The 20606-nt window shown below is 71.3% G+C and carries 18 protein-coding genes; 10 read left to right on the forward strand and 8 right to left on the reverse strand.

The window, feature by feature from the left end; genetic code table 11:
* Positions 1–80: 80 nt before the first annotated feature.
* Entirely contained in the window at positions 81–1169 is a 1089-nt protein-coding gene (locus P2Q00_RS40685) for a branched-chain amino acid aminotransferase (protein ID WP_275779592.1), read from the reverse strand.
* 251 nt (positions 1170–1420) lie between these two features.
* Positions 1421–2464: a 3-isopropylmalate dehydrogenase gene (locus tag P2Q00_RS40690; RefSeq protein WP_275779593.1), complete on the reverse strand. Its 1044-nt coding sequence runs from the start codon at positions 2462–2464 to the stop codon at positions 1421–1423.
* Positions 2465–2606: 142 nt separating this feature from the next.
* On the opposite strand from P2Q00_RS40690, the gene P2Q00_RS40695 reads away from it, so the two are divergent.
* On the forward strand, positions 2607–4172 hold the full coding sequence (locus P2Q00_RS40695; protein ID WP_275779594.1) for a purple acid phosphatase family protein: 1566 nt from the start codon (positions 2607–2609) through the stop codon (positions 4170–4172).
* Positions 4173–4226: 54 nt separating this feature from the next.
* Here the strand turns inward: P2Q00_RS40695 and P2Q00_RS40700 are convergent, their stop codons facing one another.
* Positions 4227–4358: a hypothetical protein gene (locus tag P2Q00_RS40700; protein ID WP_107056436.1), complete on the reverse strand. Its 132-nt coding sequence runs from the start codon at positions 4356–4358 to the stop codon at positions 4227–4229.
* 321 nt (positions 4359–4679) lie between these two features.
* Between P2Q00_RS40700 and P2Q00_RS40705 the strand changes: the two genes are divergently transcribed.
* Both P2Q00_RS40705 and P2Q00_RS40710 read left to right on the forward strand, forming a co-directional pair.
* Positions 4680–5627, forward strand: a complete 948-nt coding sequence (locus P2Q00_RS40705; RefSeq protein WP_275779595.1) for an NADP-dependent oxidoreductase — start codon at positions 4680–4682, stop codon at positions 5625–5627.
* A 23-nt stretch (positions 5628–5650) separates the two neighbouring features.
* The gene (locus P2Q00_RS40710; RefSeq protein WP_275779596.1) at positions 5651–5857 is read left to right on the forward strand and encodes a DUF5988 family protein; all 207 of its coding nucleotides are present in this window, start codon (positions 5651–5653) and stop codon (positions 5855–5857) included.
* Here the strand turns inward: P2Q00_RS40710 and P2Q00_RS40715 are convergent.
* The 3 genes from P2Q00_RS40715 to P2Q00_RS40725 are packed head-to-tail and all read right to left on the reverse strand — an operon-like array spanning position 5854 to position 9352.
* Positions 5854–6729 (reverse strand): alpha/beta fold hydrolase, encoded by an 876-nt coding sequence (locus P2Q00_RS40715; RefSeq protein WP_275779598.1) that lies wholly within the window; start codon positions 6727–6729, stop codon positions 5854–5856. The two genes, P2Q00_RS40710 and P2Q00_RS40715, sit on opposite strands and share 4 nt — an antisense overlap.
* 25 nt (positions 6730–6754) lie before the next feature.
* Entirely contained in the window at positions 6755–8386 is a 1632-nt protein-coding gene (gene pruA, locus P2Q00_RS40720) for an L-glutamate gamma-semialdehyde dehydrogenase (protein ID WP_275779600.1), read from the reverse strand.
* Between the two features lie 39 nt (positions 8387–8425).
* On the reverse strand, positions 8426–9352 hold the full coding sequence (locus P2Q00_RS40725; RefSeq protein ID WP_275779601.1) for a proline dehydrogenase family protein: 927 nt from the start codon (positions 9350–9352) through the stop codon (positions 8426–8428).
* Positions 9353–9480: 128 nt separating this feature from the next.
* On the opposite strand from P2Q00_RS40725, the gene P2Q00_RS40730 reads away from it, so the two are divergent.
* Positions 9481–10668, forward strand: a complete 1188-nt coding sequence (locus P2Q00_RS40730) for a PucR family transcriptional regulator (protein WP_275779603.1) — start codon at positions 9481–9483, stop codon at positions 10666–10668.
* Positions 10669–10742: 74 nt separating this feature from the next.
* Here the strand turns inward: P2Q00_RS40730 and pdxR are convergent, their stop codons facing one another.
* Positions 10743–12155: a MocR-like pyridoxine biosynthesis transcription factor PdxR gene (gene pdxR, locus P2Q00_RS40735; RefSeq protein WP_275779604.1), complete on the reverse strand. Its 1413-nt coding sequence runs from the start codon at positions 12153–12155 to the stop codon at positions 10743–10745.
* Between the two features lie 47 nt (positions 12156–12202).
* On the opposite strand from pdxR, the gene P2Q00_RS40740 reads away from it, so the two are divergent.
* The 5 genes from P2Q00_RS40740 to P2Q00_RS40760 all read left to right on the forward strand — a co-directional run bounded on the left by P2Q00_RS40740 (position 12203) and on the right by P2Q00_RS40760 (position 18350).
* A complete protein-coding gene (locus P2Q00_RS40740) occupies positions 12203–13411 on the forward strand; it encodes an MFS transporter (RefSeq protein WP_275779605.1) in 1209 nt (402 codons plus the stop codon).
* A gap of 68 nt (positions 13412–13479) precedes the next feature.
* Positions 13480–14961, forward strand: a complete 1482-nt coding sequence (locus tag P2Q00_RS40745; protein WP_275779607.1) for an ABC transporter substrate-binding protein — start codon at positions 13480–13482, stop codon at positions 14959–14961.
* Positions 14958–16715: an ABC transporter permease subunit gene (locus P2Q00_RS40750; protein ID WP_275779608.1), complete on the forward strand. Its 1758-nt coding sequence runs from the start codon at positions 14958–14960 to the stop codon at positions 16713–16715. Before P2Q00_RS40745 ends, P2Q00_RS40750 begins: the two co-directional genes overlap by 4 nt.
* Positions 16705–17673: an ABC transporter ATP-binding protein gene (locus P2Q00_RS40755; RefSeq protein ID WP_275779609.1), complete on the forward strand. Its 969-nt coding sequence runs from the start codon at positions 16705–16707 to the stop codon at positions 17671–17673. Before P2Q00_RS40750 ends, P2Q00_RS40755 begins: the two co-directional genes overlap by 11 nt.
* Positions 17670–18350 (forward strand): ATP-binding cassette domain-containing protein, encoded by a 681-nt coding sequence (locus P2Q00_RS40760; RefSeq protein ID WP_275779610.1) that lies wholly within the window; start codon positions 17670–17672, stop codon positions 18348–18350. The genes P2Q00_RS40755 and P2Q00_RS40760 overlap by 4 nt, the downstream gene beginning before the upstream one ends.
* Here P2Q00_RS40760 and P2Q00_RS40765 read toward each other — a convergent pair.
* On the reverse strand, positions 18337–18927 hold the full coding sequence (locus P2Q00_RS40765) for a TetR/AcrR family transcriptional regulator (protein WP_275779612.1): 591 nt from the start codon (positions 18925–18927) through the stop codon (positions 18337–18339). The genes P2Q00_RS40760 and P2Q00_RS40765 overlap by 14 nt on opposite strands.
* Positions 18928–19024: 97 nt before the next feature.
* On the opposite strand from P2Q00_RS40765, the gene P2Q00_RS40770 reads away from it, so the two are divergent.
* Entirely contained in the window at positions 19025–20548 is a 1524-nt protein-coding gene (locus P2Q00_RS40770; RefSeq protein ID WP_275779614.1) for an MFS transporter, read from the forward strand.
* The last annotated feature ends 58 nt before the right edge of the window (positions 20549–20606 follow it).

Below are 20606 nucleotides of genomic sequence, written 5' to 3' on the forward strand. Positions count from 1 at the left end.
CCCCCGAGGCCGTTCAGGCCGAAGCGGGGGGCCTGGGGGGCGCAGCCCCCCAGTAGGGCGCCCCCCAGTACGTCCACCCCTCAGGCGAGAGGGTGCATCCAACCGTGCCGATCCTCCGCCGTCCCGCGCTGAATATCCAGCAGCGCCTCACGGAGCCGGAGCGTGACCTCGCCCGGCTCCCCGCCCGCCTGCTGCCACTCGGCGCTCTCGCGCTTGACCGTGCCGACGGGGGTGATGACCGCCGCGGTGCCGCAGGCGAACACCTCGGTGAGGGTGCCGTTCTCGGCGTCGCGCTGCCACTGGTCGATGGAGATACGGCCCTCCTGCGACTCGTAGCCGAGATCGCGGGCGACCGTCAGCAGCGAGTCACGCGTCACGCCCTCCAGGATGGAGCCCGTCAGGGACGGGGTGACGATCTTGTCGCCGTACACGAAGTACAGGTTCATGCCGCCGAGTTCCTCGACCCACTTGTGCTCGACCGCGTCGAGGTAGCAGACCTGGTCGCAGCCCTTGGCGGCGGCCTCGGCCTGGGCGAGGAGAGAGGCCGCGTAGTTTCCGCCGGTCTTGGCGTCGCCCATGCCGCCGGGGACGGCGCGGACGCGGTCCTCGGAGAGCCAGATGGAGACGGGCTTGACCCCGCCGGGGAAGTACGCACCGGCGGGAGAAGCGATGACGAGGAAGAGGTACTCGTTGGCGGGCTTCACGCCCAGGCCGACCTCGGTCGCGATCATGAACGGGCGGAGGTAGAGGGACTCCTCGCCGCCGTGCGCGGGCACCCATGCCTTGTCCTGCTGGACGAGGACGTCGCAGGCCTCGATGAACGTCTCGACCGGCAGCTCGGGCATGCCGAGACGGTGCGCGGAGCGCTGGAAGCGGCGGGCGTTCATCTCGGGGCGGAAGGTGGCGACCGTGCCGTCGGGCCGGCGGTAGGCCTTGAGGCCCTCGAAGATCTCCTGCGCGTAGTGCAGGGTCATGTTCGCCGGGTCGAGGGAGAGCGGGCCGTACGGGACGAGCTGGCCGTCGTGCCAGCCCCGGCCCTCGGTCCACTTGATCGTCACCATGTGGTCGGTGAAGTGGCGGCCGAACCCGGGGTTGGCCAGGATCGCCTCACGCTCCGCGTCGGAGAGTGGCGAGGCCGAGGGCTTGAGCTCGATCGTGGGCGTCGTCATGAGTGGTTGTCCTTCACCGGTTGTGTGTGACGGGCCGCGCTCACGCCCGCACTGCCAGTGGCCAGTGCTAGGACGTCCGAGCATTCCCTCAATCCGCGGCTCCGCGTTCGATTATCGCAAGCGGGGGTCCGTGGACGAAACGGCGTGAAATGCGGCCCAGGGGTTGATGGTGGCACCCGGCGGGGGACATGCGAAAGCCGCCGGGTGCGAGTGACCCGGCGGCTTCGAAGGTGTTCGAGAGTCGCGGCGGGTCAGCCGGCTACTCGTACGGCCAGCGCGTCGCCGATCTCCGACGTGCTGCGGGCGGGCCTGCCGTTGCGCTCCGCGAGGTCGGCGGAGACCGCCTCGTCGATGCGCGCGGCCTCGGCCTCGTAGCCGAGGTGACGCAGGAGCAGCGCGACGGACAGGACCGTGGCGGAGGGGTCTGCCTTGCCCTGGCCCGCGATGTCGGGCGCCGAGCCGTGCACGGGCTCGAACATCGAGGGAAACTCACCGGACGGGTTGATGTTCCCGCTCGCGGCGACGCCGATACCGCCGGAGACGGCCGCGGCCAGGTCGGTGATGATGTCGCCGAAGAGGTTGTCGGTGACGATCACATCGAAGCGCTCGGGCTGCGTGACCAGGTAGATGGTCGCCGCGTCCACGTGCATGTACTCGGTGGTGACCTCGGGGAACTCCGCGGCCACCTTGTTGAAGATGTTGGTCCACAGGTGACCCGCGAAGGTCAGCACGTTGTTCTTGTGGATCAGCGCGAGCTTCTTGCGCGGGCGGGCCTGCGCACGGGCGAAGGCGTCACGGACGACCCGCTCCACACCGAAGGCGGTGTTCACGGAGACCTCGGTGGCGACCTCGTGCTCGGTGCCCTTGCGGATGGTGCCGCCGTTGCCGGTGTACGGGCCCTCGGTGCCCTCGCGGACCACGACGAAGTCGATGCTCGGCTCACCGGCCAGCGGGGTGACGACGCCCGGAAGGAGCTTCGACGGACGCAGGTTGACGTGGTGGTCGAAGGCGAAGCGGAGCTTGAGCAGGAAACCGCGCTCCAGCACGCCGGACGGGACCGACGGGTCGCCGATGGCGCCCAGCAGAATGGCGTCGTGCTGCTTCAGCGCGTCCAGGTCGGCGTCGGTGAGGGTCTCACCGGTGTCGTGGTAGCGCCTGGCGCCGAAGTCGTACTCCTTGGTCTCCAGCTTCACATCCTGCGGAAGGACGGCGGAGAGGACCTTCAGACCTTCGGCCACGACCTCCTGGCCGATGCCGTCACCGGGAATCACTGCGAGATTGATGCTGCGAGACATGTCGGCACCCTACTCCCCGTCCCATGGGATGACACAGGCCGTCCGTCATACGGACACCCGATCGGGCGGCGCTGTCATCCCGACGCCCTCCATTCACCCGTACGTATGGCGGGCGTTGGGATTCGCTGGGAATGTCCCCCGTATGGACATACCCGACTTCGGCATTCCGCCGCAGCTCGCGCACCGGATGAGCATGGCCGAGCAGCACGAGTACCTGCGCACCAAGCTCGTCCGGCGCCGCACGCTGGTGACGGCGGGCGCGGTGGCGGCCGGCGGGCTGCTGACCGGCTGCGGAGGCAGCGGCTCGGGGGCACAGGGCACGGCGACCACGGCGCCCGCGACCTCGAAGGTCCACGGCTCCGTCGTCTCCCCGTTCGGCCGCCATCTCGCCTTCGGCGCCGACCCGAAGACGCAGATGCGGATCTCCTGGCAGGTGCCGTTCGCGGTGCGCAAGCCGTACGTCCGCATCGGCCTGACCCCCGACGACCTGAGCCGGAAGATCGAGGCCGAGGTCCGCGACCTGCACACGCCGGGCGTGACGGGCGTGCGTTCGGCGCTGGAGCAGTACTACCTGCACGCGGCCCTGGACGGTCTGCACCCCGGCACGACGTACTACTACGGCGTCGGCCACGAGGGCTTCGACCCGGCCGCCCCCGCCCATCGCTCCACCATCGGCACCTTCCGCACGGCGCCCGCAACCCGCGAGAAGTTCGTGTTCACGGCCTTCGGCGACCAGGGCGTCAGCCAGGCCGCGGCCGCCAACGACCACGTGATCCTGCGCCAGAAGCCCGCCTTCCATCTCCATGCGGGCGACATCTGCTACGCGGACACCAACGGCCGCGGCGAGAAGTCGGACGGCTACGACCCCGCCTTCTGGGACCTGTTCCTCAAGCAGAACGAGTCGGTGGCGAGTTCGGTGCCGTGGATGGTGACGACCGGCAACCACGACATGGAGGCCTGGTATTCGCCGGAGGGTTACGGCGGCCAGCTGGCCCGCTGGTCCCTGCCGGACAGCGGCTTCGATTCGCGCACGGCGCCGGGGGTGTACGCGTTCACGTACGGCAACGTCGGCTTCGTGGCGCTGGACGCCAACGATGTGTCGTACGAGATCCCCGCCAACTTCGGCCACAGCGGCGGCAGGCAGACGAAGTGGCTGGACAAGAAGCTGGGCGAACTGCGGGCCGCGAAGGACGTCGACTTCGTCGTCGTCTTCTTCCACCACTGCGCCTACTCGACCTCCGCGCACGCCTCCGACGGCGGAGTGCGGGCGGAGTGGCTGCCGCTGTTCGCCGAGCACCAGGTGGACCTGGTGATCAACGGCCACAACCACGTCTACGAGCGGACCGACGCCATCAGGAGCGGCGAGGTCGGCAGGTCCGTACCCATCGGGGCGTCGACGGACCCGACGAAGGACGGGATCGTGTACGTCACGGCGGGCGGCGGCGGCCGGGATCTGTACGGCTTCCCGGCGGGCGTGAAGGAGAGCTACGAGGGACACGTCACCCACCACGACTCCGTCGACACCTTCCAGTGGACGAAGTCGAAGGCGTCCGAGGCGGAGACCGTGGAGTGGTCGCGGGTGCGCTACCGGGGCTTCTCCCTCCTCTCGGTGGAGGCGGAGAGCGGTGCGAAGCCCGTCCTGAAGGTGTCGGCGCTCACGGACAGCGGCAAGCGCATCGATCACTTCGAGGTGCGGCGCGGGGCGTGAGTCCGCGCCGCACCTCGTGCGGGCGCGGCTCCCGGCTTATGTGTGGTTCCCGGCTCAGTGGCCGGTCGAACCGCCGTTGTCCCTGCGGTCGAGGGCGCGCTGGAGGGCGGCTGCAGCGTTCTTGCGGTCGGACTCGCTCGTACGGGAGATGTGACGGACTCGGCGGCGTGCGGTCGTCTCGGCCATGGGAAATCGACTCCTTCGAAATCCGGGAGTGCGGACGGGGTTACGAGACGCCGGATGGGGCGGGGAGCGGTGCCGCAGGGGTTGCCTGCACGGGGCGCGCTCACGACCGCCATTCGCTTGGTCGAGCGAGACGTTCGGCTCCTACAAAAGTAAGGGAGCGGGCCCGGTCTGTCTCCACAATTACTCGGACTTCCTACTATCTGAGACGGTGCATTGGGTCACACCGCGCTGAGCTGCGCTTTCTCCGTTCGGGCCGGTGTCTGCTGACAGCGGCCGACCGGGGGAGCACGATGGGGAGACCGGACTCGGGAGGGAGACCCGATGACCACGGAACGTTCCCGCACTCTGGTGATGACCCAGCACCGGTTCGGCGGGCCCGAGGTCCTGGAGATCGAGGAGCGGTCGCGCCCCGTCCCCGCCCCGGGCGAGGTCCTGCTCCGTGTGCACGCGGCCGGCGTCAACGTAGTGGACCTGCTGGCGCGTTCGGGCACGGCCCCGCTGTACGGGGAGCCGCCTTTCACGCTGGGACAGGACGTGTCCGGCGTCGTGGAGGCCGTCGGCGACTCGGTCACCGGACTCCGCCCCGGCGACGAGGCCTTCGCCGGGATCGAGGCCGGCGGATACGCCACCCACGTCACCGCCCCCGCCGCCCACTTCGCCCCGAAACCCGCCACCCTCGACCACATCCACGCGGCCGCCGCCCCGACGGCCACACTCACCGCCTGGCAGGCCCTGATCGACATCGCCCAAGTCGGCCCGGGAACCCGGGTGTTGATCCATGCGGCGGCCGGCGGTGTCGGGCACGCGGCGGTGCAGCTGGCCAAGGCGGAGGGCGCATACGTCATCGGCACCGCCCGCACCGCCAACCACGCCTTCCTGCACGACCTCGGCGCCGACGAACTGATCGACTACACGACCACCGACTTCACCGACGCCGTGCACGACATCGACGTGGCCCTCGACCTGATAGGCGGCGACTACGGCCCCCGCACCCTGGGCACCCTCCGCCCGAACGGCCTCCTCGTCGCCGCGATCCCCGGCGACCTGGGCCTGTCCCCGGAGGAGGTGGAGGCCCGCGGGATGCGCTTCGCGGTCGTCCAGGCAAAACCCTCGGGCGAACGCCTCGCCAAGATCGCCGCCCTCCTGGCGAGCGACCGCATCCGCATCCACGTGGCGGCGGCTCTCCCGTTCGCAGAGGTGGCCAAGGCACACGAGCTGGGCGAGTCTGGACATGCGAAGGGCAAGCTCGTACTCGTCCTGTCGGACTGACAGTGAAGAGGGAGGGTGAGGTCATGAACGACAACGCCAAGGCACTCCTGGAGGGCGGCCCCCGGGATCTGCCCCAGCGGATCGTCCCGGTCCCGTCGCCCGGATCCGACGTCAAGATCGAGATCCGCAACGGCTACGAGCACTTCAGGGCCACCTCGCGCCAGGCGGACACCCCGGAGGGCAGCCTCCCGGTGTACGAGTGGTGGGAGCGGACGGAAATGCCCAGCTAGGCCGGCGCCGACGCGACCGCCTCCCGGAAGCCCTTCGGGTCGTCCGTCCACACCATGTGCCCCGCGTCGGGCAGGATCACCCGGCGGACGCGGGGCAGGGCCCGTTCCAGGGAGTCCACGGCGGAGCGCGGGCGGATGTCGTGGGCTCCGTCGACGATCAGTACGGGCAGGTCGAGGGAGCGGCAGGCGTCGTGGAGCTCGGGCGTGCCCCAGTTGAGCCCGCGTTCCTGGTTGAGGGCCTTGTTGCTCTCGTGGTTGACGCCGAACCAGGGGTCGGCCATCCGCCCCGCGTGCTCCAGGGCGCGCTCGCGGTCCTGGAACTCGGCCGACCACTGGAGGACCGACATCTCCCGGTCCTCGTCCTCGGAGCGCGTCGGCCGGTTCTTCAACTCCCGCCAGCGCGCGAGGTGTTCGGGATGCTCGCCGAGCCGGGCGAGGAGGCCCGCCTGGTAGTCCGGGTGCCAGTCGGCGTCGGGGCCGATGCCCGTGCCGGCCACGTACACCAGCCCGCTCACCCGCTCCGGGTGCGCCAGCGCATAGCTCAACGCCAGCTGCGCACCCCAGGAGTGGCCGAGCAGCCGTATCCGCTCCAGCCCGAAGTGCCGTCGTACGGCGTCGAGATCGGCGACGAAGCGGTCACTCGTCCATGGCCCGGCGACGGACCGCTCCGAACGCCCGCAGCCGCGCTGGTCCCAGCGCACGACGGGGGTCAGATCGGCCAGCAGCTCCGCCACGTCCGCGAACATGTCCCACAGGCCCGGCCCGCCGTGGCACAGCACCAAGGGATCGCCCTCCCCCGACCGTGCGGCCCACAGACGTACGCCGTCGTCGGCCACCACGGTCGGGGTCTCGTTCTCCTTCATCACGGTCATGGGGGCAGTGTGCCCCGATGCCGGGTCAGCCCATGTGCGGGTACATGTAGTCGGTCGGCGGGACCAGCGTCTCCTTGATGGCGCGGGTCAGGGTCCAGCGCTGCAGGTTCTGCGGGGCGCCGGCCTTGTCGTTGGTGCCGGAGGCGCGGCCGCCGCCGAAGGGCTGCTGGCCGACGACGGCGCCGGTCGACTTGTCGTTGATGTAGAAGTTGCCGGCCGCGTAGCGGAGCTTCTCCATCGTGTAAGCCGCCGCCGCACGGTCGTTGGAGACGACCGAGCCGGTCAGCGCGTAGTCGGACACCGACTCCATCTGGGTCAGCATCTCCTCGTACTTGTCGTCCTCGTAGACGTGCACGGCGAGGAACGGGCCGAAGTACTCGGTGCGGAACACCTCGTTGGCCGGGTCGCTGCACTCGACGACGGTCGGGCGGACGAAGTAGCCGACCGAGTCGTCGTAGGAGCCGCCCGCGACGATCGTGCACGCCGGGTCCTGCTTGGCGCGGTCGATCGCGGCCTTGTTCTTGGCGAAGGAGCGGTCGTCGATCACGGCGCCGATGAAGTTGGAGAGGTCCGTGACGTCACCCATCGTCAGGTAGTCGACCTCGGTCGCGAACTCCTCCTTGAAACCGGAGTTCCAGATGGACGCCGGGATGTAGGCCCGGGAGGTCGCGCTGCACTTCTGGCCCTGGTACTCGAAGGCACCGCGGGTCAGGGCGGTCTTGAGCACCGCGCGGTCCGCGCTCGGGTGCGCGACCAGGAAGTCCTTGCCGCCGGTCTCGCCGACCAGGCGCGGGTAGGAGCGGTACTTCTCGATGTTGCTGCCGACCGTCTTCCACAGGTACTGGAAGGTCTTGGTCGAGCCGGTGAAGTGGATGCCGGCGAGGTCGCGGTGCTCCAGGGCCACCTTCGACACCTCGATGCCGTCACCGGTGACGAGGTTGATGACGCCCTTGGGGAGCCCGGCCTCCTCCAGGAGCTGCATCAGCAGTACGGCCGCGTGGGTCTGGGTCGGCGACGGCTTCCACACCACCACATTGCCCATGAGCGCGGGAGCGGTGGGCAGATTGCCCGCAATCGCGCTGAAGTTGAACGGGGTGATCGCGTAGACGAAGCCCTCCAGCGGGCGGTGGTCCAGGCGGTTCCAGACGCCCGGGGAGTTGGCCGGGGGCTGCTCGGCCAGGATCTGGCGGGCGTAGGCGACGTTGAAGCGCCAGAAGTCGATGAGCTCGCAGGGACAGTCGATCTCGGCCTGCTGGGCGGTCTTCGACTGGCCGAGCATGGTGGACGCCGCAAGGGTCTCGCGCCACGGGCCGGACAGCAGTTCGGCCGCGCGCAGGATGATCGCGGCGCGGTCGTCGAAGGCCATCGCGCGCCAGGCGGGCGCGGCTGCGAGAGCCGCGTCGACGGCGTCCTGGGCGTCCTGCTGGGTGGCGTTGGCGTAGGTGCCGATGCGGGCCTTGTGGTTGTGCGGCTGCACGACGTCGAACCGCTCGCCGCCGCCCATCCGCTTCTCGCCGCCGATGGTCATCGGCAGGTCGACCGGGTTCTCGGCCAGCTCCTTCAGCTTGGCTTCGAGACGGGCGCGCTCGGGCGAGCCGGGGGCGTAGCCGTGCACCGGCTCGTTGACGGGGGTGGGGACCTGGGTCACAGCGTCCATGAGATCCGTAACTCCTTGAACTTGAGCGGGTGTTCGGGTTCAGCCCTTGCTGAGCATCGAGCGGACGAAGAAGCGCAGGTTGGCAGGCTTCTCAGCGAGCCTTCGCATGAAGTAGCCGTACCAGTCGGTGCCGTAGGCGGTGTAGACGCGCATGCGGTGGCCCTCGGCGGCCAGCCGCAGGTGCTCGTCGCTCCTGATCCCGTAGAGCATCTGGAACTCGTACTCGTCGAGTTTGCGGCCGGCCTTGCGGGCGAGCTCCTGCGCGATGGAGATGAGGCGCGGGTCGTGGGACCCGATCATCGGGTATCCCTCGCCCTCCATGAGAGTCCTCAGGACCCGGACGTACGCCTTGTCGATCTCCTGCTTCTGCTGGTACGCGACCTCGGCGGGCTCCTTGTACGCGCCCTTCACCAGCCGCACCCGGCTGCCGGCCGCGGCGAGGCGGCGGGCGTCGGCCTCGGTGCGGAAGAGGTAGGCCTGGATGACGCAGCCGGTCTGCGGGAAGTCCTTCCGCAGCTCCTCGTGGATGGTGAACATCGAGTCGAGGGTGGTGTGGTCCTCGGCGTCGAGCGTGACCGTCGTACCGATGGCGGCCGCGGCTTCGACGACGGGCCGGACGTTCGCGAGGGCCAGCTCATGACCGCCGTCCAGCGCCTGCCCGAACATCGACAGCTTGACGGACATCTCTACGCGCTCGCCGAGCCCCAGGTCGCGCAGCCGGTCGATCAGCGCCAGGTAGGCGTCACGGGCGGCGGAGGCCTGCTCAGGGGTGGTGATGTCCTCGCCGACGACATCCATCGTCAGCTCCAGACCACGGCCGGTGAGGTCCTTGATGATCGGCACGATGTCGTCGACGGTCTCACCCGGGATGAAGCGGTCGACGACCTGCTTGGTCACCGGGGCCGCCGAGATCAGGCGTCGCATCCGGTCGCTGCGCGACGCGGCAAGAATCACGGGACCCAGCACGGGGCACCTCCACAAACCAGCAGATAGAACCACCGTGAAACCTAAGGATCCCTCCGATCCTCAGCCATCGACAGCTGTCACGCATCCGTGCCGCAGATCTCAGACAGATGTATGAAGGGTTCGGGGTTATGCGGGAGAATGCCCGAGTGACACCGGAACTCAGAGGTGACTACCAGGAACTGGTCGACGAGATCTCGGAGCTCCTCGGCGCCCCCGCGACCCTGGAGAACCGCGACTTCGAGCTGATCGCCTTCGGTGCGTACGACAGCGAGGGCGACCTCGACACGACGGCACTGGACCCGGTGCGCACCCGCTCGATCCTGACCCGACGCTCGACGCGCACGGTCCGTACCTGGTTCGAGGGCTTCGGCATCACCCGGGCGACGGGCCCGGTCCGTATCCCGCCGACGCCCGAGGCGGGCGTGTACCGGGGGCGCATCTGCCTGCCGGTACGCCATCGGGGGGTCGTCCTTGGTTATGTGTGGCTGCTGGACTCCGATCCTGGCCCGACCGAGCGGCAGCTGACCGCGGCGATGGACGTGACGGTCCGCATCGGCGCGCTGCTCGCGGACGAGGCCCAGCACGGGGCCGATCTGAGCAGGGAACTGCGGGCCGTGCTGGTTGCCGAGCGGGACTGGCAGCGGGACATGGCGGTGGCGGAACTGCGCACGGCCCTCGGCGCCCGCGCGGACGGCCTCCACACGGTGGTCTGCGTGGCCCCCTGGCCCTCCGCCGACCCCGAGGACGCCCCATCGGTGCGTACGGTGCCGGGCGCGACGGCGTTGTGCACGGTGCCGTGGGGTGCGACATCCCAGTCCCTGGCACTGCTGGTCCGGCTGCGCTCGGCGGACGTGCTGACACCGGCGACCTCGGCGGCGGGGCGGCTGCTGGAGCGGGCGGGGGCCTCGGCCGCCGGCGGGATCGCCTCGGCGCGGGCCGGGCTCGCCGAGCTGGGGGTCGCCTGGCGGGAGGCGTCCGCGGCGGCGCGGGCGGCGCTGGCCGAACCCCGGCTCGGCCCGGTCGCGGAGTGGGCACACATCGGCCCGTTCCGCCTGCTGACCTCGCTGCCCCGGGAGGTCGCCCAAGACCCCGTCGTACACGCCCTGTTGTCCTCCGCCCACCGCGAACTGGCCCGCACGGCCGAGGTCTACCTGGACTGCGCGGGCCAGGCGGGCCGCACGGCAGCGGAGCTGGGCATCCACCGCCAGACCCTCTACTACCGCCTCTCCCGCGTCGAGCACCTCACGGGACTGGACCTGGACGACGGCGAGGACCGCCTGCTGCTGCACATGGCACTGAAGGGGGCAAGGCTGTAGCCAGCGCCCCGAAGGGGCGCGGGGAACTGCGCGACCAGCCACGACGACGCCGCAGCCAACAAACAACCGAGCACTCACGCACGGCCGCCGAGAACATCCCCGACCGCCGCCACCCCCGCCACAATCGCCCGCTCCGGAACATCACCGAACCCCAAGATGAGTAGAGCGGGGGCCTCATCCCCCGAAGCCCTGCACGCGCTCATGCCGTACAGGCCCACCCCACGACTGCGCGCCTCTGCCACGACCACCCGCTCCCCCACGCCCTCCGGCAGATGCGCCACCGCATGGAACCCCGCGGCGAGCCCCGACAGCCGTACCGCCGGGGCGTGTCGGGCGAGGGCCTCGACCAGGGCCGTGCGGCGGGTCGCGTAGGTCGTGCGCATGCGGCGCAGATGACGGTCGTAGCGGCCGGACTCGATCAGCCGGGCGAGGGCGAGCTGGTCGAGGGAGGGTGAGCCGCGGTCGGCGATGCGTTTGAGGTCGGTGATCGCGTCGACGAGCGCGGGCGGGCACAGCAGCCAGCCCAGGCGCAGGGCGGGCGCGAGGGATTTGCTGACGGTGCCGATGGAGATCACCCGGTCCGCGGCCAGCCCCTGGAGTGCGCCCACCGGCTCGCGGTCGTAGCGGAACTCGGCGTCGTAGTCGTCCTCGATCACGTACGCGTCCCGGCGTGCCGCCCACTCGACCAGCGTGTGGCGGCGGGCAGGCGTCAGCACGACGCCCGTCGGCCACTGGTGGGCCGGGGTGACGATCACCGCGCGGGCGCCGGTGGCGTCCAACGCCCGTACGTCGAGGCCGTCTTCGTCGACCGGAACCGGTACGGCCGTGAGGCCCGCCGCGTCGGCGGCAGCCCTCGCGGTGGCCGGTCCGCCGGGGTCCTCGTAGGCCACGACGCGCACCCCGCGGCGGGCCAGGGCGCGCAGGGCGAGGCTCAGGCCCTGGGCGTAGCCGGAGCAGACGACGGTGCGGGCGGGGTCGGCGGCGGCGCCGCGCACTCGCCGCAGATACCCGGCCACCACCTCGCGCAGGGCCGAACTGCCGCGCGGATCCCCATAGTCGAACTCCGCGGTCGGCATGGTGCGAGCCGCCTCCCTGGTCGCCCACAGCCAGTCGGCGAGCGGGAAGGAGGCCAGGTCCGGGACGCCGTGCCGGAAGTCGGCGATCAGCCGGGGGCGGGCGTCGGGCGGGGCTGTCGCGGGGACCGGCGCCACCTGTGCGCAGGCCGCGACCCGGGTGGCCGAGCCGACGCGGGTGACGAGGTAGCCCTCGGCCTGGAGCTGGCCGTAGCAGTCCTGGACGAGGCCGCGGGACAGGCCTAGGGCGCGGGCGAGTTCACGGGAGGACGGGAGGCGCTCGCCGGCCTGCAGCCGACCCGAGCGGATCGCGTCCCGCAGCTGCCGCTCCAACTGGGCACAGAGCCGGTCCCCGCTGTCCCGGTCGACGGTCAGGAGCAGCTCGGGTGACAAACCGGCCCACTGCACAGGCATGGAATTGGAGCTTAGCGGAGGGCCGGTCGGTCCGTAGCGTCGACGGTATGACGACTACGAAGCCTTCGGCCGACTGCCCTCCGCAGACGATCACCGTGCGCCCGCCGCTTCTGACCCGGCCCCTGCTGCTGCGCTTCGTGAGCCTGATCGGCGCGAGCATCAGCTTCTTCCTGCTGCTGTCGGTGGTGCCCGCCCACGCCGCCGAAACGGGCGGCGGAGGTGCGGCAGGCCTCGCCACCGGCTCCCTGATGCTCGCCACGGTCCTCGGCGAGCTGATCACGCCCCGGCTCGTCGCCCGCCACGGATACCGGGCGCCCCTGATGGCCGGACTGTTCCTGCTCGGCGCCCCGGCCCTGGTGCTGACGGCCTCCGGCAGTACGGCGTGGATCGTGGCGGTGTGCCTGGCGCGCGGTCTGGGCTTCGCGTTCACGATCGTCGCGGGCGGCGCCCTGACCGCGTCACTGATCCCGGCCGAGCGCCGGGGCGAGGGCCTGGCGGTGGTGGGCGTGGTGTCGGGAGTGCCGTCGCTGATCGGCCTGCCGCTGGGGCTGTGGCTGGTGGGGCGGGTGGGGTACGGCCCGGTCGCCGTGACCGGGGGCGCGGCGGCGCTGGCCGCGATCGTCTCGGTGCTCGGGCTGCCGGACCGTCCGGCGCCGTCCGGGGAGTCGAACGAGTCGGTGGGCGTGCTGCGCGGGCTGCGCACGGGCGCCCTGCTGCGGCCGGTCGTCGTGTTCGCCACCACCGCGACGGCCGCCGGAATCCTGGTGACCTTCCTCCCGCTGGCCGTCCCTTCGGCATCCGCCTCGGTGGTCACCGTGGCCCTGTTCGTGCAGCCCGCCGCCGCGACCGTGTCCCGCTGGGCGGCGGGCCGCCACGGCGACCGGCACGGCAGCGCCCGGCTCGTCCTGCCCGGCCTGCTCCTGTCGGCGGCGGGCGTGCTGGTCGTCGCCGCAACCGGCAGCGCGGTCGCCGTCGTCACGGGCACCGCCCTGTTCGGAGCCGGCTTCGGCATCGCGCAGAACGCCACGCTGACCCTGATGTACGCCCGGGTCTCCGCCTCCTCCTACGGCACGGTCAGCGCACTGTGGAACCTCGCCTACGACGGCGGAATGGGCGTCGGCGCCGCAGCCTTCGGCGTCCTTGCGGGACTGGCCGGCTACGCCTGGGCGTTCGCCGCGACGTCGGTCCTGATGCTGGGCGCGTTGGCACCGGCCCTGCGTGATCGCCACCGTCGTGATCACCACCACAGCGCCTAATGAAAACGATTGTCATCATGCTATGGTCGGCACACTCCCCCTGACCACCCCTTTACCTGGAGGGTCCCGTGCGCCTGCCCACCCGTCACCTGCTCTCAGCCGCTGTGGCGTCCACCCTGCTCACCGGCTGCTTCTCAGGGACCTCCGCCGAGGGGGACGGTGACGGCAGCCGCATCCGCCTCGCGATGATGCAGCCCCCTCGCTCGGGCCTCTCCCCCCTGTCCGACGACGCGTTCAAGCTGTCCCGCTGGTCGACCGCCGAGACCCTGGTGAAGCTCGACGAGGACGGTGACGCCCGGCCCGCTCTCGCCACCAAGTGGCGGCAGTCGGGCCGCACTTGGACCTTCGACATACGAGGCGGCGTCACCTTCCATGACGGCACGAAGCTCGACGCCGAGGCCGTCGTCCGCTCCCTCACCAGGGCCGCGACCGCCTCCCCCAAGCCCCGCATCCTCGACGGCGTCGACCTGAGAGCCGCCGAGGCGCACGGGGACACCGTCACCGTCACCACCGCCGACGAGGACCCGCTCGTCCCCCAGCGGCTCAGCTCACCGCAGCTGTCGATCCTGGCGGCGAAGGCGTACCGCGGGAAGACGGTGAACCCGGTCGGCGCGGGCACCGGCCCCTTCGAGCTCGTGTCCGTCGACGGCACCTCCGCCGCCACCCTCGACCGTTACGACGCCTACTGGGGCGGCAGGGCCAAGTCCCCCGGAATCGACGTGAGGTTCGTGCCCGACGGCACCGCCCGCGCGGCCGCGCTCCGCAGCGGTGAGGCCGACATCGTCGAGGCGGTGCCCGTCTCGCAGGCCGCACTGCTCGATCAGGACCTGATCACCGAGGTCCCGATGCCGCGCACGAACACGCTGTACCTCAACACGGCGAAAGGCCCCTTCAAGGACGCCTCCCTGCGGGCCGCAGCCCGCGAGGCCGTCGACGCCGAGTCGATCGTGAACGGTGTGTACGAGGGCCGCGCAGACGTCGCCGAGGGACTGCTCGGCCCCGCGCTGCCGTGGGCGGCCGGACTGCGCAGGCCGGTGACCCGCACCAAGGCCACCAGACCCTCCGGCGAGACGATCACCATCGGCACCTTCACCGACCGCACCGAACTCCCCGAGGTCGCCGCCGCACTGCAACAGCAGCTCCAGAAGGCCGGGTTCAAGGTGAAACTGGAGGTCCGCGAGTACGCGAACATCGAATCCGACGCGCTGGCGGGCGCGTTCGACGCGTTCATCCTCTCCCGGGCCACGGTCCTCGACTCGGGCGACCCGGCCGCGTACCTGTACAGCGACTTCGCCTCCGACGGCTCCTTCAACATCTCCCAGCTGGCGGACCCGGCCGTGGACAGGGCACTAAAGAAGGCCGGTGCGACCGGAACCGGTACGGCCCGGCGCAAGGCGGTCGTCGCGGCCGAGGCCGCCGTGCTCACGACCGACGCCGCCGTGCCGATGCTCCACGAGCGCGTGATCCAGGGTGACGCGGCCGGGGTCACCGGCGCCGCCCACGACCCGCGCGAGCGGGAACTGGTCACGGCGGACACGTACGTCAAATGAGGCCCCGCACAAGGGAGTTGCCCCGCGCAAGGCGACTGCCGACCGCCGCCGGGGTGACCCGCACCCTCTGTCTCGTCTCCGTCCTGGCCGCGGTGGGGCTCCTCCCCTGGCTCTCCGGCAAGGACCCCGCACTCACGGTCCTGCGCGCCCGCTCCGCCGAGCAGGAACCCACCAGGGAGGCCCTGGACGCGATCCGCCGTGACCTCGGCCTGGACGCGGGTCCCCTTTCCCTGCTGGGGAGTTGGGCCGACGACCTGCTGCACGGCGACCTCGGCACCTCCTGGGTGTCGGGCACCGATGTCCTGCCGTCCGTCGTCGCCGGGCTTCAGGTGTCACTGGCGCTGATGGGCGCGGCATTCGGGGTGGCGGTGCTGCTGGCGTGCGCGCTGGTGGCGCCCGTACTGGTACGGGCGCGGGCTTCGGCCGGGGCATGGGCCGCGATGCTCGCCGCCGTTCCCGAATTCCTGCTGGCCACGGTGGCGCTGCTGGTCTGCGGGGTGTGGCTCGGATGGCTGCCGACGTCCGGCTGGCAGGGGCCCGAGTACCTGGTGCTGCCCGCCCTCGCCCTGGGCATCCCGGCGGGCGGGCTGCTCGGCCGGCTGGTCGCGGACGCACTGCCTGCGGTGCTGGACGAGCGGTGGGTGGAGTTGTGGCGGGGTGCCGGAGTGAGCAGGACCCGGGTCTCGGCGGCCGCCCTTCGGCGCGTACTGCCGCCGCTGGTACCGCAGTTCGGGATGGTCGCCGTCGGCCTGACCGGGGGTGCGGTCGCGGTCGAGACGGTGTTCGCCGTGCCCGGGATCGGGCGTACGGCGCTGGGCGCGGCCAAGTCGCAGGATCTGCCGCTGTTGCAGGGTGCGGTGCTCGCGCTGCTGCTGCTCGGCCTGCTCACGGGCGCGGCGGCGGCGTTCACACGGCGCCGGCTGCTGGGACCGGCGCTGCGTGACGCCTCGCTCAACCTGCCGCCGGCTCGTCCGGTCCGTACACACCCGGCGATCCCGTTGACTCTGTTCACAGCACTCGCCGTGGCCATCGGCGGGGGCCTGCTGCGCGATCCGTACGCCGTACACACGGCGGACCGGCTGGCCGCCTCCTCCTGGTCGCACCCCCTCGGCACGGACGCCCTCGGCCGGGACGTCCTGGCCCGGCTCGGGCACGGGGCAGCCCCGACCGTCGGCACGGCAGCCGTCGTATGCCTGCTGAGCCTGCTGCTCGCCCTGGCGCTGGGCTTTCTGCCCGGTGTCGCGGCGGGCGCGGCCGACATCGCCAACGCGCTGCCCCCGGTGATCGTCGGCATCCTGGTCGCGGCGGCCGCCGGGCCCGGCACCGGCGGCGCGGCCCTTGCGGTCGCCCTGATCTCCTGGCCGCCGCTGGCCGCACACGCGGCGGCCCTGGTGCAGGAGGTACGTGCGTCCGCCTTCCTGACCGCTCAACGGGCCATCGGCGCAAGCCCGTTGTGGATCCTCACCCGGCACGTCCTGCCGTCCGTCGCCGCGCCCGTCGCCCGGCACGCTCTCCTCCGCCTGCCCGGCATCGCCCTCGCGCTCGCCTCGCTCGGCTTCCTCGGCCTGGGCGCCCAGCCACCCGCCCCCGAGTGGGGCCTGCTGCTCGACGAGTCCCGCGCCTACGTGGAACGAGCCCCGTGGGCCGCCCTCGCCCCGGCGGTGGCGCTGGCCCTGCTGGCGGGACTGGCGGTGTCGGGAGCGGCGTACGCGCAAGGCCGGAAAGCCGTGAAGGAGACCCCCGTTGAAGCCTGAAGCCGCACGGGAGGCCCCATTGCCGCCTGAAGCCCTGCTGTCCGTCCGCGATCTGCGGATCGCCTTCGCCGACGGCACCGAGGCCGTACGCGGCCTGTCCTTCGACGTCCACCCCGGTGAAGTCCTGGCGATCGTCGGCGAGTCGGGTGCCGGCAAGTCCCTCACCGCGCGGGCGCTGCTGGGGATGCTGCCGCGGGGCGCGACGAGGAGCGGGAGCATCGAGCTGCAGGGCACGACCGACCTCGCCGCCGCGCGCGGCCGCCGTATCGCCCTCGTCCCCCAGGACGCCCTGTCCGCCCTCTCCCCCGTCCACCCCGTCGGCGACCAACTCGCCGCCGCCGTACGGTCGGTGAGCCGCGTCCCCCGCAAGGAGGCGCGGGCCCGGGCCGTCGCCGCACTCGAACGCGTCGGCATCCCGGACGCCGTACGCAAGGCACGCGCCTACCCGCACGAGTACTCCGGCGGTATGCGGCAACGGGCGGTCATCGCCATGGCGACGATCAACGAACCGGACGTCCTGGTCGCCGACGAGCCGACCACCGCACTGGACGAGGAACGCCGCGACCAGGTACTGAAGGTCCTCGCCGAACAGCGCGAGGCCGTCGGCGCGGCACTGCTCCTGGTCACGCACGACCTCGACGCCGTACGACGTCACGCGGACCGCGCACTGGTCATGTACGCCGGACGGCTGACCGAACTCGGCCCCGCGGAACGGGTGTTGACCCGCCCCCTCGCCCCGTACACGGCAGGCCTGCTGGCGTCGCTCCCGCAGAACGCGACGCCCGGCCGCCGCCTCCCGACTCTCCCCGGTACACCCCCGACCCCGGACGGACTTCCGCCTGGCTGCGCCTTCGCCCCGCGCTGCACGCTCGCGACCGGCCGCTGCCGCCACGAGGAGCCGGAGCCGCGAGAGCTGGACGGCCGCCTGATCGCCTGCCACCACCGGGAGGAAGCGTGAGCGCCCCGCTGCTCGACGCCCGCAACCTGGTCGTCCGCTACGGCACGGTGACCGCCGTGGACCACGTGTCCTTCTCCCTCGCCCCCGGAGAGACCCTCGCCCTGAACGGCCCGTCCGGCTGCGGCAAGTCGTCCACCGCGCTGACGGTCCTCCAGCTGCGCCGCCCGGACGCGGGCGAAGTCCACTTCGAGGGCCGGGAGTTGACGACCCTCTCCGAACGCGAACTCCGCCCCCTTCGCCCGCGCATGCAGCCGGTCTTCCAGGACCCGTACGGCTCCCTCAGCCCCCGCCACCGCATCCGCGACGCGGTCGCGGAACCCCTGAAGGTCCAGGGCCGCTGGACCGCCACCGACGGCCCGGCCCGCGTCGCCGAACTCCTCGACCGGGTCGGCCTGGACCCGTCGTACGGAAACCGCCGCCCGCACGAACTCTCCGGCGGAGAGTGCCAACGTGCGGGAATTGCCAGGGCGTTGGCCTCCGACCCGCGCCTGCTGGTCCTGGACGAACCGGTGTCCGCCCTGGACCCGTCCATCCGGGCCGGCGTCCTGAACCTGCTGGCCGACCTCCAGGACGAGCTCGGCCTCGGCTACCTGTTCATCTGCCACGACCGGGCGGTGGTACGGCACTTCGCGGACCGGGTGGTGGAGATGCGGGACGGGCGGGTCAGCCGTCCTTGACGCCCGCGATCACGCGGCGCAGCCCCTCCGTGAGCTGGGCCGCACCGGTCGCCGTTTCCGGGTCGAAGAGCCACTGGACCATGAGGCCGTTGAGGAGGGTCTGGTAGAAACGGCCCTCCGTGTCGACGGTCTCCTTGTCGAGCTGGTCCTCCGGGACGCCGTTGAACATCGGTACGATCCCCGAGCGGCCCTGCGCCTGCGCCTCGGCGAGCAGCTTGCGCACCTCCGGGAGCCGGTCGCCCTGGTGAATGAGCTCGAAGCTCAGCATCCAGATCGCCCGCGTCTCGGGCAGCGAACCGATGATGCTCGCCCACACCTCCTGGAAGCGCTCCAGCGAACCAGGAGGCGCCGTCGCCTCACCGCCCGCACCCCACCCCGGGTCGAAGTCGTCGCCCACGCCCTCGATGAGCGAGACGTACGCCTGCACCAGCAGCGCGTCCTTCGACCCGTAGTGATAACCGATCGAGGCGAGGTTGGTCCCCGACTCCTTGACGATGTCCCGCGCGGTCGTACGCAGGAACCCCTTCTCCAGCAGGCAGCGCTTTGCGCCTTCGAGCAGATCCTCGCGGTGTCCCATGCCACCACCGTACCCCCGGATCCATACAACCGTCCCATACGAGCGTCCTATACAAGCGTCCTAGACAAACGTTTAAGACGCGCGTACATTCCTCCGCATGACGAACTCGACGAGCACCACCACAACCCCGACCGGCGGCGCTCTCGCCGGCCGCCGCGAATGGACCGCACTGGGCGTGCTGATGCTCCCGCTGCTGCTGGTCTCGATGGACGTCTCGGTCCTCTACTTCGCGATCCCGGCCATCAGCGCGGACCTTCAGCCGAGCGGCACACAGCAGCTGTGGATCTTCGACATCTACGCCTTCGTCCTGGCCGGCCTGCTCATGACGATGGGCTCGCTGGGCGATCGCATAGGCCGCCGCAAGCTGCTCCTGATCGGCGCTGCGGCCTTCGGCGTCGCGTCACTCACCGCGGCCTACGCGAACAGCGCCGAAACGCTGATCGCGGCCCGCGCGGTCCTCGGCATCGGCGGCGCGACCCTGATGCCCTCGACGATGGCGCTGATCCGCACGATGTTCACCGACCCGGGCCAGCGCGCGAAGGCGATCGGCATGTGGTCCGGCGTGATGACGGCCGGCATCGCGCTCGGCTCGGTGATGAGCGGTGTCCTCGTCCAGTACTTCTGGTGGGGCTCGGTGTTCCTGGTCAACCTGCCCGCGATGGCTCTACTGCTGGTCCTCGGCCCGTTCCTGCTGCCCGAGTCGCGCGACCCGGCCCCCGGCCGCTTCGACTGGCCGAGCGTCCCGCTCTCGATGGCTGCGGTGCTCCCGGTCGTCTACGGCCTGAAGGAGATCCCGTCCGAGGGCTGGCACGCGCAGTACGTCGTCTCGATCACCGTCGGCCTGCTCTTCGCGGCCCTCTTCGTCCACCGTCAGCGCACGGCCACGAACCCGATGATCTCCCCGGCCCTGTTCCGCGGCGCCGGCTTCGCCCCGTCGGTCGTCCTCAACCTGATCGCTTCCTTCGCCATGCTGGGCTCGGCGTTCTTCACCACGCAGTACCTGCAGTCGGTGCTCGACAAGAGCGCGATGGAAGCGGCCCTGTGGGCGCTGCTCCCCTCGGTGCCGATCGGCATGGCGGCCCCGATGGCGACCGTGCTGGTCCAGAGGGGCGTGAACCGCGCCTACGTCGTCACCGCGGGCTTCGCGATCGGCGCGGCCGGCTACGCGCTACTGGCCCTGGCCGACACCGACTCCCTCTGGCTGGTCCTGACCGCGTGCGGCGTCCTCGCCTCCGGCATCGTCATGGTCATCTCCCAGATCACCGACCTCGCGATGAGCAGCGCCCCCGTGGAACGGGCGGGCTCGGCGTCCTCCCTGATGGAGACCGGTGCGGAGTTCGGCGGCGCGCTGGGCATGGCGGTCCTCGGCTCGATCGGTACGGCGCTCTACCGCCACGAGATCCCGGCATCGGCCCCGGACGCGGCGCACGAAACGCTCGGCGGCGCGCTCGCGGTCGCCGCTCAACTCCCGGGGCGCACGGGAGACGCCCTGGCGACGACGGCACGGGAGGCGTTCACGAGCGGGATGCAGGGCGCGGCGATAGCCGGGGCGGTACTGCTGGCAGGGGCGGCGGTGCTGGCGGCAAGGGCACTGCGGGGGATCCACGTCGCCGACAAGTAGAGAAAAGAAGAGGGTGGCTGAACCGACTCACGTGGGTTCAGCCACCCTCTTCTATGTG

The sequence above is a fragment of the Streptomyces coacervatus genome (genome assembly GCF_029223485.1).
GTDB lineage: Bacteria > Actinomycetota > Actinomycetes > Streptomycetales > Streptomycetaceae > Streptomyces > Streptomyces coacervatus.